The following is a 12324-nucleotide window of genomic DNA, read 5'->3' on the forward strand; positions in this document are numbered from 1 at the left end:
TCATGACAGACGCCCCCAATGACCCGCTTGGCGAACACGATGACATCGTAGCCGGTTTTCAGGTTGAAAACCGTGCGGTGAGGGGGCGTGTGTCGCGTCTCGGCGAGACGCTCAACCTCATTCTCTCGGCGCATGACTATCCCGAACCGGTCGCACGCATGCTCGGTGAGGCGGTGTTGTTGGCCGGCCTGGTCGGCAATGCGCTGAAGTTTGACGGACGCCTGATCGTCCAGGCGCAGGGCAATGGTCCGCTCGCCTTCATTGTCGCGGAGTATGTCGCGTCACAAGGCGTACGGGGCTATGCCAAGCTTGATCGCGAGGCCTATGAAAAGGCCGTCGCGGCCAAGCCCGAGGATATGAGCTGGGTCAAATGCCTGCTCGGCGAAGGCCGGTTGGCGCTGACCATTGATCACGGCCCGAACATGGAGCCGTATCAGGGTGTGGTCCCACTGGAAGGCGACAGCCTGGTGGACGCCGCGGAAACCTATTTCCGTCAGTCCGAGCAATTGCCGACCCGGATCCGTGTGGCGGTGGGCGAGCATTGGGACGAGGCCGGAACGAAGACCTGGCGTGGCGGCGGCATGATGCTGCAGGCCTTTGCCAGCGACGAGACCCGTGGCGAAGTCGCCGATGACTGGGATCATTGCCGCGCCCTGTTCGAGACCATCGAGGACGCGGAATTGCTCGACCCGGATCTCTCGGCCGGCACGCTGCTCTATCGCCTGTTCAACGAGGACGGCGTCCGCCTGTTCGAACCCATGGCCCTGCCTCGCCGCTGCGGCTGTGACCGCCAGCACCTGATGACCATCCTGCAGCGCTTCTCCCAGGACGACCGTGACCACATGCTGGTCGACGGCAAGATCGTCATGACCTGCGAGTATTGCAACAAGGACTGGGCCTTCACGCCGGAAGAGCTTGGCGGTTGATCAGTACCGCCAGAAGCGCGGGCTCAGAAAGACCAGGACGGCCAGGACTTCCAGCCGGCCGATGAGCATGTTGCCGGTGAGGACCCATTTGGCGGTGTCCGGCAGGTCGGCGAACGTGCCTGACGGACCGATCATCTCGCCCAGGCCCGGGCCGACATTGGCGAGGCTGGTGGCGGCGCCGGAGAGCGCTGTGGTGGTGTCCAGCCCGATCAGTGAGAGCAGAGCTGCACTGACGGCATAGACCGCAAAGAACACGAAGAAAAAGCCGAAGACGGAGTGGAGCGCACTGTCGGCAACGCTGCGGCCATTATAGCGGATCGGGATGATGGCGTTCGGGCGCAGCAGGTTTTCCATGTAGCGCCGCATGGCCGACCCCGCGATCTGATAGCGGAAAATCTTGACGCTGCAGGTCGTCGAACCGGCACAGCCCCCGATGAACATGAAGACAAAGAAGGCGGCCTGGGCCGGCGGCCCCCAGCCGTCATAGTCCGCGGTCGCGAACCCTGTTCCCGTGATGATGGACACCACATTGAAGCTCGCCACGCGCAGGGCCGAGCCATCGCCATGGGCGTCGGTGGAGGCCAGGAAAAACGTGAAGCCCAGCGTCGCGACCAGCACGATCACGAAGAAACCGCGCACCTGGGCGTCCTTCCACAACGCGCCCGGCTTGCCGCGCAGGGCCAGCAGGAAAATGCCAAATGGCAGCGCTGCGAGCAGCATGAAGGTCAGCGCAACGAGATCGGAGCCGCCCTGGGTGAAGGCGCCCAGACTGTCGTCCGAGGTCGAATAGCCCCCCGTTGCCACCGTGGTCATGGCATGGGCGATGGATTCCAGCCAGCTCATGCCGGTGAGCCCGTAGGCAATCGCACACGTCACGGTCAGCGCCAGATAGATCAGTGAAATCGCGGAGGCGATTTCCTGGGCGCGTGGCAGGACCTTGTCCGAGGCGTCGGAACTTTCCATACGAAAGAGCTGCATGCCGCCAATGCCCAGCATCGGCCAGAAGGCCATGGCGGTCACGATAATGCCGATGCCGCCGATCCATTGCAGGATGGCGCGCCAGATCAGAATGCCATCCGGCCGCTCGTCCAGCCCGGTCAGGATTGTTGATCCGGTTGTGGTGAGGCCGGAGACCGCCTCGAAAATGGCGTCCGTCCAGTTCAGCCCCTCATCGGACAGGTGCAGGGGCAGGGCGGCTGCAAGACACAGGGCGACCCAGGCGCCGACTGTCAGCACGAAGGCCGCGCGCGGCGTCAGCCCCTTCACCTCCGAGCGCATGGCCAGCATGACGGCGCCGCCTATGAAGGTGGTCAGCACGCCGGACAGCAAAAACGCGTCTGCGGTCGCATTATTCCCGTCTGCCAGATCGAGAATGCCCGGAATGAACATCATCAGTCCGAGCACGCCGACCATGGCGCCGATGGCGTAGAAGACGGGGCGGAGGGAGCCTGTCACGAGGGCGCTGGCCTAGTGGATCCGGGCGACGTCGTCGGGACGGTCCAGCGAGAAGCTGGGAATGATGGCGGCAAAGCTCTCGCCATCGGTTTCCACCATCTCGTAACTGCCCTGCATGAAGCCGGACGATGTCGTCAGCGGCGTGCCGCTGGTATAGCGAAAGCGCTGGCCCGGCTCGATGACCGGCTGTTCGCCAACCACGCCGGGGCCCTGGACATGTTCCTGGCGACCGAAGGCATCGGTGATCACCCATTTGCGCGAGATCAGCTGAACCGGCCGCTGGCCATGGTTCTCGATCTCGACCGTATAGGACCAGACGAAGCGCCCCGCCTCTGGCTCGGACTCATCCTCCATGTAATCCGGCTCGACGCGGATCAGGATGTCGCGCGTCGTGGATTCATATCCCTGGTATTCTTCTTCGGTCATTCCTGCAGCGTTCATTGCGGCGAACGTCCCCACCAAAACTGCGCGCATCATCCTCCTGTCGGCGGCGCGGCTCAAGTCCTACGGTCAGCATAGCTGGACAGCAGCCTCGGGATGGTCAACATGAAGCGCCAACTGACTCGAAGCTTGATGATGTCTTCTCACGGAATTTTATCGGATCGCCAGCTCGCCGCGCTTGTCGCCGAGGGTGGTGTTGTCACGCAGGATGCGCTCGCGGACGGACAGATCCAGCCCGCCAGCCTGGACTTGCGTCTTGGACGCATCGCCTACCGCCTGCGCGCCAGCTTCCTGCCCGGATCGGGACGCTCGATCCAGTCGCGGCTGACGCCGGACCTGGTCATGCACACGATTGACCTGGAACAGGGCGCGGTGCTGGAGACCGGCTGTGTCTACCTCGTACCCTTGCTGGAAGGGCTGAAACTGCCCGCGGGCATGACGGCGGCGATGAACCCGAAAAGTTCTACCGGCCGCATCGATGTCTTTACACGGGTCATTGCGGATGGCGCGGAAGCATTTGACCAGGCACCTGAGGGCTATGAAGGTCCGCTCTTTGCGGAAGTCTCGCCGCGCACCTTCTCCATTCTTGCGCGCACAGGTGACCGGCTCGGCCAGGTGCGTTTCCGCCAGGGCGGACATCATCCGACCCGGGAACAGACCGTCAGCGTGGACCTGGAAGGTTTCGACAACGGCATCGTCGGATACCGCGCACGTCGTCATTCCGGCCTGGTCGATCTGGCCGGAATTGGCGCGCATCCGCGTGAGCGTTTCTGGGAGCCGGTGACGGCGCCGGACGGCCAGCTGGTTCTGGATCCCGACGAGTTTTACATTCTGGCGTCCCGCGAGGCCGTGGCGATACCGCTCAGCGATGCTGCGGAAATGGCGCCAATCGCTCCGGAGATTGGCGAGTTTCGCGCCCATTACGCCGGTTTCTTTGATCCGGGTTTTGGCGTCAGCGAAGCTGGCGGCAGCGGGTCCCGTGCCGTACTGGAAGTGCGCGGCCGGGATGTGCCCTTCATTCTTGAACACGGTCAGCCTATTGCCCGTCTGGTGCATGAGCCGATGCTGGAAACGCCTGCTGAGGCATACGGTCAGGTGGCATCAAACTACCAGGCTCAGGGGCTGAAACTGTCGAAATTCTTCCGTTAGGAGAATTCCGGCATATTTCGGATCATAATGTATGAATTTGGGGTGACGTTCAGGGTTTCCCCAAAAATCTATGCTTCGATTTCGCCTGGAGTTTCCAGAAGGCGTGTGTATGTCGATCGAAGTAAACGCTCTTGAGATGCGTGGTGTCGCGCTTGTCAAAGTAGTCGGCGAGATTGCTCGGACTGACCTGGGCGCAGCTTTGATTGTCATGGAAAAACGTGTCGATAGTGGCGATCTCCGGGGGCTTGTCGTGGATGCCCGCGAGGTCGAGCTGCATGAACGCAAGGCTTTGGGACTGGAGATGTGGGAAGATGCACTGTCCGCACTGCCACCGGGTTTTCCGGTCGCCTATATCGCTCCGCCAGGATTTGAAGAAAAGCGTGCTGAAGGTGTGGCTGAAACGGCGCGCGAATGGGCGAGCAATCTGAAACTCTTTGAAACAGTCGAGCGCGGTGAAAACTGGGTAAGCGCTCAACTCGCCAGACGGTCGATGCTGGCCGGTTAGATCGGCGACTGCGCAGTCAGCGGCGCATCTGGCTGAGATCAATTCCCATATGAGCGGCCACATTGGCCAGCATGAATAGGACCAGCACGCCGCTGCCAAGCGCCACGATGGTCCACGGGATCATGCGCGGCCCTTTCTCGGGCTGTGCGGGAAGGTTGCCGCGCCATCGTGCGAGTAGGAAGAGGCCCACGCCCAGAACGAGCATGATGATCGTCGGTGTCATCGGCAGATACATCAGTTTTCGTCCGTTAATCCGTGCTCCGTCTTGTCCCAGAAATAGGGGTTGAAGGCGAGCTGCCACAAGGCCCGAACTGCAGAGGGGGTGAGAAGTGGCCAGTAGAGGGGCATGGTCAGCAAGTCGAACAGACGGGCAGTCCACCCCATGCGGCGCATGCCGAGCCAGGCCGTTGCTGCTGCCACCGCGTAACCGGTCACAGCAAACAGATAATAGGGCCACAAGTCGCGCAGCGCGCCGGGTTCCTGGGTCAAGGCCAGCGTTGAGAGGGCGGCAAAGGGCAGGTGCAGCAGCGCTGCGGCAATCGCGGCACCCAGAGTCAGGGAGAGCGCGATCCAGTGCGGAGGTCGTGTCGCGCCTGTCGTTTTGCGTGAATGAACGGCGAAGGTCTGGATATAGCCCTTGATCCAGCGTGTGCGCTGCAAAAACCAGGGCCGGACCCGAAACGGTGCTTCCTCCAGCGTGGGTGGGGCGATCAGGTCGCAGCGATAACCCGCGCGGTGCAGTCGGAAGCCCAAATCGGCATCCTCGGTGACATTGTGGGCGTCCCAGCCGCCAACGCGTCTCAAGGCCTCGGCGCGGAAGTAGTTGCTAGTTCCGCCCAGCGGTAGTGGCCAACCCAGTCGTACAAAAAACGGTAGCATGACCCGGAAGTGAGCTGCGTATTCCAGTGCGAACTGGCGCGTGAGCCAGTTCTTGTCACGGTTGTACCAGTTGAGCGGGGCTTGCAGACAAGCCAGGTCGGGACCAGCCTGCTGAAAGGTCAGCGCTGCGGTCATGACCTGGTCCGGTGACGGTCGATCCTCGGCGTCATAGACGGCGATGATCTCGCCACGGCTGTGGCGAAGGGCAAAGTTCAGGGCGCGCGGCTTGGTCCGGGGTTCACCAGGTGGTGTCGCCAGGATGGTGACCTGGCGTGTGACCTCGCAGGCCCTCGCGGCATTGATCGTCGCTGTGTCGTGCTCTTCCAGGGCCAGGATCAGCTGCAGGCGATCGTCTGGATAGTCCAGGTCCATAAGCCGCTTGAGCAATTCCGCCATAACCCGCGCCTCGTCATAGGCCGCAACGATTATGGTGACCCGCGGCAGGGTGGCGAGGCGTTCTCCGGTAACAGCTTTGCCGTGCGCCGCTGGCATGATGAGCGCGAGCACTCTCAGCAGGATGGTCGTCGTGAAGAACAGGCCGGCGAGCAGGAGCAGGGCCGGTTTCAGGCCGGGTATTAGCCCGCTCAACCCGGCGATTAGCAAGAGGAGGGCCACGGCCAGTCCGACCACCTGCCGGCCACTCAAGCCGGAGCGTGCGCTCATGTCCGGGTGGAGTCGGCTGAATTGCTGACTCGCTTCGCTGGCCCAGATCCGCGGGCGCAGGGCGCGTGCCTCGTCCGGGGCGGGTTTGTCCGGGTCTTCTTTCGCCAATGAGCTTCACCTCTGAAGCACGATGCTAGCGCAACAGCAACCTTAAGGCGAGTCTCTCAATCCTTCAGGCGCCAGGGCCCACGGCGGGAATGACGATCAAATGGCGCACCTGTGTCCCCCAATGACTGGCTCCAGCTCGGGAAGCTCGCGCAGTACGCGAATGAACGAAGATGTCTAAGCTTGCGGGTTGAAGACGTGCAGGAGTTCAGGCGCTTCGAACGGTTCTCCGGTGAAGCCGTAAGCCGCCGCCGCGGCAGTCGGGTACCCGGCCGGCAGATCGCGCGTCTTGCCTGCTGCCATGGCCAGCTTGTGCGCAAAACCGCCAATGCCGGGATTGTGTCCGACAACCAGAATCCGGTCCTCGCGAGCGAAACCGTCGAGCACTGCGCGCTCAAGCATTTCGGTGCTGGCATGATAGAGCGCCATGGGATCATCGATCGCCGGCTTGCCCAGGGCGGGCAGAAGCTTGTCGAAGGTCTGGCGCGTTCTCCATGCGGGAGACACCAGTGCCAGGTCCACCTCCAGCCCCGCAGCAGCCAGTTCTTCGCCAGCACGCACACTGTCCTCGCGACCGCGCTGGGTCAGCCCGCGCTGGAAATCGTCTTCAGCTTCCAGGCGGTCAACAGCCTTGGCGTGACGCATAAGGATGAGAAGCTTGGGCATGCGGGCAGTCCTCACATTCTGCTTACCGAACCGATTGCCCCTTGTAATCGAGGGGCAAGAGGCGCACCTAGGTCTACGCTGATTTTTACCCCTCGCAAACGCAAGGAGAGCATGATGGGTCTCTTGTTAGGCGATACCGCCCCGAATTTCGACATCGCTACCAATGAAGGCGATATCAATTTCCACGAATGGATTGGTGACAACTGGGTGATTTTCTTCTCTCACCCGGCTGACTACACCCCGGTCTGCACGACCGAGCTGGGCTATACGGCCAAGCTGAAAGACGAATTTGCCAAGCGCAATGCCAAGGCGATCGCCCTGTCCGTCGACAGTGTTGAAGACCACAATGGCTGGATCAAGGACATCGAGGAAACGCAAAATGTTTCCATGAATTTCCCGATCATCGCCGATATCGACCGCACGGTGGCCGGCCTCTACCAGATGATCCACCCGAATGCGGATCCCAAAGTCACCGTTCGGTCGGTCTATGTCATCGATCCGAACAAGAAGATCCGCGCGACCTTCACCTATCCGCCGAGCGCGGGTCGCAATTTCGATGAGGTCCTGCGCCTCCTCGACAGTCTGCAGCTGACAGACGAGTTCAAGGTCGCGACGCCGGTGAACTGGACGGATGGTGATGATGTTATCGTTGTGCCGTCGATCTCCGACGAAGAAGCCGACAAGCTTTTCCCGGCGGGTTACAATCGGATCAAGCCGTATCTGCGCGTGACGAAGCAGCCAAACAAGGTTTCCGAACCGGCTGAATAGTCCGTCAGGATAGCGAGATGCACACAGGGGTCGCTGCGGCGGCCCCTTTTGTTTGTCTGTCGAGCTTTCGGTGCGGGATTTCGAAGTTTAATCCGGAGAGGTCGCGGGGAGGCAGTATAGATAGCTGCCTCCCCGCGGAGTTCCGGCCAGGTGGGTTCGGGGGGATCGAGGCCGGTTCGGGGTACATGCGTTGCCGGGCCAGTGCTTCGTTCGGTCCGACATGTGTTCAACGCGAGGGTGACGGAAATCCGTCGCCGGAACTGCATCCCGTTTCAGAACTGTTCCGGCGAATAGAACTCGCTGACCGGCATGTCCCGTTTGAGGCGTTTCAAAAGCCCGTCCCGTGGATGGATGTAGAGCTGTCCCTTGCGCGGCCCGGAGCGCCAGAGGAAACGGCCCGGCCAGAGCCAGTTGCCGTCCTTGCCGATCGCCGGGCGGGCGACAAAGTCATGGACGTGCTCGAGAATGTGCATTTGCACCGTATTTTTCGGCGAGATGTTTTCGCGCAGCTCCGAATAGACCTTGTTCCAGGGGCGTCCGACCTGTTTGCCGAGATAACGTTTGAGGGGCGCCAGGTTCTCGTTGAGGTCTTTTGTGCGGGTGCCATTCGTAACGCGCTGACGGCGAATGCCGATGCGAGGCGGCTGGTTCTCTCCATCCTGCTTGATCTTCATGCGGTTCAGCTTGCGGGTGCGCCATCCACGGCGGGGACGTTCCACGATGACCTTGTTCATGTCCTTGCGCATAATCGCCTCCTGCGGTGGCGGGCAGGGCCGTAGCCCTACCCTTTCACACAAACCACCTGTTTGAGCGTGTGGACGATGTCCACCAGCTCGGACTGGGCCGCCATCACCGCGTCGATGTCCTTGTAGGCCATCGGCGTTTCATCGATGACGCCGGCATCTTTCCGGCACTCCACACCTCCCGTCGCCTTGCGGTGATCGGAGAGGGTGAAGGCCTGTTTGGCCGCCGAGCGGGACATCACCCGGCCTGCGCCGTGCGAACAGGAGCAGAAGCTGTCTGCGGCGCCCTTTCCACGCACGATGAAGGACCGGGCGCCCATCGACCCCGGGATGATGCCGAGCTCGCCCTCGCGCGCCGATACAGCCCCCTTCCGGGTCAGCCAGACATCCGCGCCAAAGTGATGTTCCTGCTCCACATAATTGTGGTGACAGTTCACCGCCGCCTTGTCCGTCTTGAACCGGCCAAGCGTCTTGCGCAGCGCCATGAGCGTCCGCTCCATCATCGCTTCACGGTTCTCGCGGGCATAGTCCTGGGCCCAGCCGACCGCCTCGACATAGTCGTCGAACAGGTCTTCGCCCTCTACGAAGAAGGCGAGGTCCTTGTCCGGCACGTGGAAGTCCAGAACACGCCGCGCCAGCTCCTCCCGCGCACGGGAGATGAAGTGTTGCCCAATCATGTTCCCGGTTCCGCGAGAGCCGGAGTGCAGCATCACCCAGACACGGTCCGCTTCATCCAGGCAAAGCTCGATGAAGTGGTTGCCGCCCCCCAGGGTGCCCAGCTGGCCATCCACCTTGTGAGTTCCGATCTTGCGATGTTTCGCCTTGATCAGATCCAGACGCTCCATCAGGCCGGACGCCTTGAGGCGGGTGCCGGTCGAGCTGGGCGCAATGCGGTGGTCGCCGCCCTTGCCGTTTCCGACAGGGATGGCGGCCTCGATGGCGTCGCGGGTTTTCCTGAGATTGTCCGGTAGGTTCCGGGCCTCGAGACTGGTGCGAATGGCCATCATTCCACAACCGATATCCACCCCGACGGCAGCCGGGATAATCGCGCCCTTGGTCGGGATCACCGATCCAACCGTCGCACCACGCCCGAAATGAACGTCCGGCATGGCAGCGACATGGCGGTGGATGAAGGGCAGGCCGGCGACATTGCGCAATTGTTCAATTGCGCTGTCATCCACCGGCACGCCCTTGGTCCAGGCCTTGATATGTCCACACGATGTTTCAATCGCTTCGTATTGCGTCGACATGACACTTTCCCCTCGAAGAGGGGCCTTTCTGGTTCTGGCGGTAAAGCGAGGCGAATATGGGAGGGGCCGTGTTGGGGGCACGACCCCTCCCTTCTCATGTCCTGACCGCCGGGTGTGGGGGGAGAGGCGATCAGAACAAAAAAACCCTCCTCAAGCAGCGCTTGGGAGGGCGGGTCACCGGGACTGTGGGGGAACAGTCTACCGAGTGAGCGCGGTACCCTCCGCGTGCGCGAACTCATTCAGCCAGGTCGGCTGAATAAAGAGGCGATATGTCGTCTGCACTACGCGCATCTTTGTCTCGAGTTCAGCGCCCACGCGGGGCGTTCGGTTAATAGGAAACCTGCTTATGAATGAGCATATTCAAGGCGGCAAGTATAAAATTTGACCTGTGGCATCGAAAATCGCGTCTGTGGCGAATTTAACACATGGTGGCGTTATCACAGGTGAATTGGGGGCTGAAAGTGTGTTGCAGGTGCAACGATTATTTATGGGAACTCCGCGTGAACCAGCTCTTGATCAGCATCAACGCCACGACTGCAGCTGCGACCAGACAGAAAAAGGCCATTAATAACCACATTGCGGCAACTTCATTAAAACCCTCGCGCGCCTGATCGCGTGTAAGAAGCTCGCTCGAGCTTGTGGTGATCCGGAACACACGGTGCGTCGATGGCAGATAATGGAGAGTTATCGGCCCCTCTGTCTCTTCGATCTCTCGGATCGAGTGGCGGAATCCTCTCGGTGGATTGAAGGAGAAGGCTTGATTTTGCCCTTCAAGATGTAGGACGACGCGCGATACATAGGATGTGCTCCGGCTTGAGCGGCCCGTTTGATAGAGCCGCTCGATCCGGCCCGTCGCGTGTTCTAGTTCACTCTCCTGCGGGAAGCTTGCACGGTGCGATTGGGCGAGAAAGAACATCGCGACCGCCCCCGCCATGAATGAAAGCAGGCCGATTATCAGGGGGCGACGCGCTGGTGGCATCGGTTTCTTCAAATAGGCGGGATATAGCGCCATGCGGGGTCATCCGAAGGTGTACGTTGCCGATCCAATTTAAGGATGTGTGAGCGAATAGATAGTGGGACATCGCTTGACGCTTTGCCCCATCCCCTCTACCTCGCGATGTTTTCCGCAATGCAACAATAGAAAGACCGATCCCATGTCCACCGATCTTGCCCAAAACGCTAAAGCCTGGCCGTTTGAACAAGCGCGCCTGCTGAAAAAGCGGCTGGACAAGCTCGGTCGAAAATCCGGGCCGGTCGTGTTCGAGACCGGCTATGGGCCGTCGGGCCTTCCGCACATGGGGACGTTTGGCGAGGTGGTGCGCACCTCCATGGTTCGCCGGGCGTTTGAAGAGCTGACGGGCGGGGCCTATGAGACGCATCTGATCTGTGTCTCGGACGATATGGACGGCATGCGCAAGGTGCCGGATAATCTGCCCCAGCAGGAGATGCTGTCGGAATACCTTCAGATGCCGCTGACCGTGGTGCCAGACCCGTACGGTACGCATGAGAGTTTCGGCCATCACATGAATGCGCGCCTGCGCGCCTTCCTCGACAGTTTCGGCTTCTCCTATGAGTTCAAGTCGGCAACCGAGCTCTACAAATCCGGTGCCTTTGACGCGATGCTTCTGAAGGCGGCGGAGAAGTATGAGGACATCATGAAAGTGATGCTCCCGACACTGGGTGAGGAGCGCCAGGCGACCTATTCGCCCTTCCTGCCGATCCATCCGGAAACCGGTCACGTCCTCTACGTCCCGATGAAGTCTGTCGACGCCAAGGCGGGCACCGTCACCTTTGACGATGAGACAGGCCAGGAATTCACCGTTCCGGTCACCGGCGGGAATGTGAAGCTGCAGTGGAAGCCGGATTTCGGCATGCGCTGGGCGGCGCTGGGCGTTGATTTCGAGATGTTCGGCAAGGACCATCAGGCCAATGCGCCGATCTATTCGCGCATCTCCCGCATCCTGGGTGCCGAGCCGCCGACGCAGTTTGTCTACGAGCTGTTCCTGGATGAGAAGGGCGAGAAGATCTCCAAGTCCAAGGGCAATGGCCTGTCGGTCGAGGAGTGGCTGAAATACGCCCCGCAGGAGAGCCTGAGCTACTATAATTTCGTCAAGCCGCGCCAGGCCAAGAAACTCTATTTCGACGTCATCCCGCGCGCCGTGGACGAATACATGCAGCATCTGGCCGCTTATGCCGGCCAGGATGAAGCCAAACAGCTGGAAAACCCGTCCTGGCACATTCATGGCGGCAATCCGCCAGCAGAAGCCTCGCCGATCAATTTCGCCCTGATGCTGAACCTGGCCTCTGCCGCCAGTGCCCACAACACCGATGTGATGTGGGGCTTTATCGGTCGGTATGTTGACGGCGCCACGCCGCAGACCCACCCGCTGCTCGATCAGCTGGCCGGTTTTGCCGTGCAGTATTTCCAGGACTTCGTCGAGCCGGAGAAGAAATTCCGGGCGCCGACGGACATGGAACGGGCGGCGATGGAAGACCTGCTGGCGCGCTTCAAGGCGCTCGACGCCAATGAACGCGATGCTGAAGTGATCCAGACGGAAGTCTTCTCGGCCGGTAAATCACAGGAATTTGAAAACCTGCGGGACTGGTTCAAGGCCTTGTATGAAGTGCTTCTGGGGCAATCCCAGGGTCCGCGTTTCGGATCTTTCGCAGCTATTTACGGGATTTCGGAAACTATTTCGCTTATTGAAGGGGCCCTCGCTGGGGAATTGCTCGCCAAGAGCTGATCCACGGCACAACGTGTAACGTAGTATTCG

13 protein-coding genes are annotated in these 12324 nt (G+C 60.9%); 5 read left to right on the forward strand and 8 right to left on the reverse strand.

What is annotated here, in order from left to right; genetic code table 11:
- The first annotated feature begins 2 nt into the window (after nt 1–2).
- Nucleotides 3–926 (forward strand): Hsp33 family molecular chaperone, encoded by a 924-nt coding sequence (locus SIC17_RS10530; protein WP_412545325.1) that lies wholly within the window; start codon nt 3–5, stop codon nt 924–926.
- Here SIC17_RS10530 and SIC17_RS10535 read toward each other — a convergent pair whose 3' ends face one another.
- A complete protein-coding gene (locus SIC17_RS10535) occupies nt 927–2381 on the reverse strand; it encodes a TrkH family potassium uptake protein (protein ID WP_412545326.1) in 1455 nt (484 codons plus the stop codon).
- A 12-nt stretch (nt 2382–2393) separates the two neighbouring features.
- The gene (gene apaG, locus SIC17_RS10540) at nt 2394–2807 is read right to left on the reverse strand and encodes a Co2+/Mg2+ efflux protein ApaG (RefSeq protein ID WP_412545327.1); all 414 of its coding nucleotides are present in this window, start codon (nt 2805–2807) and stop codon (nt 2394–2396) included.
- A 147-nt stretch (nt 2808–2954) separates the two neighbouring features.
- Here apaG and SIC17_RS10545 point away from each other — a divergent pair, with 147 nt between their 5' ends.
- The gene (locus tag SIC17_RS10545; RefSeq protein ID WP_412545328.1) at nt 2955–3971 is read left to right on the forward strand and encodes a 2'-deoxycytidine 5'-triphosphate deaminase; all 1017 of its coding nucleotides are present in this window, start codon (nt 2955–2957) and stop codon (nt 3969–3971) included.
- Between the two features lie 109 nt (nt 3972–4080).
- On the forward strand, nt 4081–4476 hold the full coding sequence (locus SIC17_RS10550; RefSeq protein WP_412545329.1) for a hypothetical protein: 396 nt from the start codon (nt 4081–4083) through the stop codon (nt 4474–4476).
- A 16-nt stretch (nt 4477–4492) separates the two neighbouring features.
- On the opposite strand, the gene SIC17_RS10555 is transcribed toward SIC17_RS10550, so the two are convergent.
- The 3 genes from SIC17_RS10555 to SIC17_RS10565 all read right to left on the reverse strand — a co-directional run bounded on the left by SIC17_RS10555 (nt 4493) and on the right by SIC17_RS10565 (nt 6789).
- Nucleotides 4493–4711: a hypothetical protein gene (locus tag SIC17_RS10555; protein ID WP_291891563.1), complete on the reverse strand. Its 219-nt coding sequence runs from the start codon at nt 4709–4711 to the stop codon at nt 4493–4495.
- Nucleotides 4711–6126, reverse strand: coding sequence for a glycosyltransferase family 2 protein (locus tag SIC17_RS10560; RefSeq protein ID WP_412545330.1), 1416 nt, complete (start codon nt 6124–6126; stop codon nt 4711–4713). The genes SIC17_RS10555 and SIC17_RS10560 overlap by 1 nt, the downstream gene beginning before the upstream one ends.
- Nucleotides 6127–6300: 174 nt before the next feature.
- Nucleotides 6301–6789, reverse strand: a complete 489-nt coding sequence (locus SIC17_RS10565; protein ID WP_291891565.1) for a SixA phosphatase family protein — start codon at nt 6787–6789, stop codon at nt 6301–6303.
- A gap of 114 nt (nt 6790–6903) precedes the next feature.
- Here SIC17_RS10565 and SIC17_RS10570 point away from each other — a divergent pair, with 114 nt between their 5' ends.
- Entirely contained in the window at nt 6904–7557 is a 654-nt protein-coding gene (locus SIC17_RS10570; protein WP_291891567.1) for a peroxiredoxin, read from the forward strand.
- A gap of 272 nt (nt 7558–7829) precedes the next feature.
- Here the strand turns inward: SIC17_RS10570 and SIC17_RS10575 are convergent, their stop codons facing one another.
- From SIC17_RS10575 to SIC17_RS10585, 3 genes are all read right to left on the reverse strand, one after another.
- Nucleotides 7830–8303 carry a hypothetical protein gene (locus SIC17_RS10575; protein WP_412545331.1) on the reverse strand — a complete coding sequence of 158 codons (474 nt, stop codon included), beginning with the start codon at nt 8301–8303 and terminating at the stop codon, nt 7830–7832.
- Between the two features lie 35 nt (nt 8304–8338).
- A complete protein-coding gene (locus tag SIC17_RS10580) occupies nt 8339–9550 on the reverse strand; it encodes an RtcB family protein (protein WP_412545332.1) in 1212 nt (403 codons plus the stop codon).
- Nucleotides 9551–10031: 481 nt separating this feature from the next.
- Nucleotides 10032–10562 carry a hypothetical protein gene (locus SIC17_RS10585; protein ID WP_412545333.1) on the reverse strand — a complete coding sequence of 177 codons (531 nt, stop codon included), beginning with the start codon at nt 10560–10562 and terminating at the stop codon, nt 10032–10034.
- A gap of 142 nt (nt 10563–10704) precedes the next feature.
- Between SIC17_RS10585 and SIC17_RS10590 the strand changes: the two genes are divergently transcribed.
- Complete coding sequence (locus SIC17_RS10590; RefSeq protein WP_412545334.1) at nt 10705–12294, forward strand: lysine--tRNA ligase; 1590 nt, start codon at nt 10705–10707, stop codon at nt 12292–12294.
- Nucleotides 12295–12324 lie beyond the last annotated feature (30 nt).

This window comes from Maricaulis sp. MIT060901, from assembly GCF_047123815.1.
Classification (GTDB): domain Bacteria; phylum Pseudomonadota; class Alphaproteobacteria; order Caulobacterales; family Maricaulaceae; genus Maricaulis.

What these genes read in the sequence shown, in the direction of transcription:
- SIC17_RS10530 (WP_412545325.1), top strand. Translation starts at nt 3, where the DNA reads ATGACAGACGCCCCCAATGACCCGCTTGGCGAACACGATGACATCGTA.
- apaG (WP_412545327.1), bottom strand. Translation starts at nt 2,807, where the DNA reads ATGACCGAAGAAGAATACCAGGGATATGAATCCACGACGCGCGACATC.
- SIC17_RS10545 (WP_412545328.1), top strand. Translation starts at nt 2,955, where the DNA reads ATGATGTCTTCTCACGGAATTTTATCGGATCGCCAGCTCGCCGCGCTT.
- SIC17_RS10550 (WP_412545329.1), top strand. Translation starts at nt 4,081, where the DNA reads ATGTCGATCGAAGTAAACGCTCTTGAGATGCGTGGTGTCGCGCTTGTC.
- SIC17_RS10555 (WP_291891563.1), bottom strand. Translation starts at nt 4,711, where the DNA reads ATGTATCTGCCGATGACACCGACGATCATCATGCTCGTTCTGGGCGTG.
- SIC17_RS10565 (WP_291891565.1), bottom strand. Translation starts at nt 6,789, where the DNA reads ATGCCCAAGCTTCTCATCCTTATGCGTCACGCCAAGGCTGTTGACCGC.
- SIC17_RS10570 (WP_291891567.1), top strand. Translation starts at nt 6,904, where the DNA reads ATGGGTCTCTTGTTAGGCGATACCGCCCCGAATTTCGACATCGCTACC.
- SIC17_RS10575 (WP_412545331.1), bottom strand. Translation starts at nt 8,303, where the DNA reads ATGCGCAAGGACATGAACAAGGTCATCGTGGAACGTCCCCGCCGTGGA.
- SIC17_RS10580 (WP_412545332.1), bottom strand. Translation starts at nt 9,550, where the DNA reads ATGTCGACGCAATACGAAGCGATTGAAACATCGTGTGGACATATCAAG.
- SIC17_RS10585 (WP_412545333.1), bottom strand. Translation starts at nt 10,562, where the DNA reads ATGGCGCTATATCCCGCCTATTTGAAGAAACCGATGCCACCAGCGCGT.
- SIC17_RS10590 (WP_412545334.1), top strand. Translation starts at nt 10,705, where the DNA reads ATGTCCACCGATCTTGCCCAAAACGCTAAAGCCTGGCCGTTTGAACAA.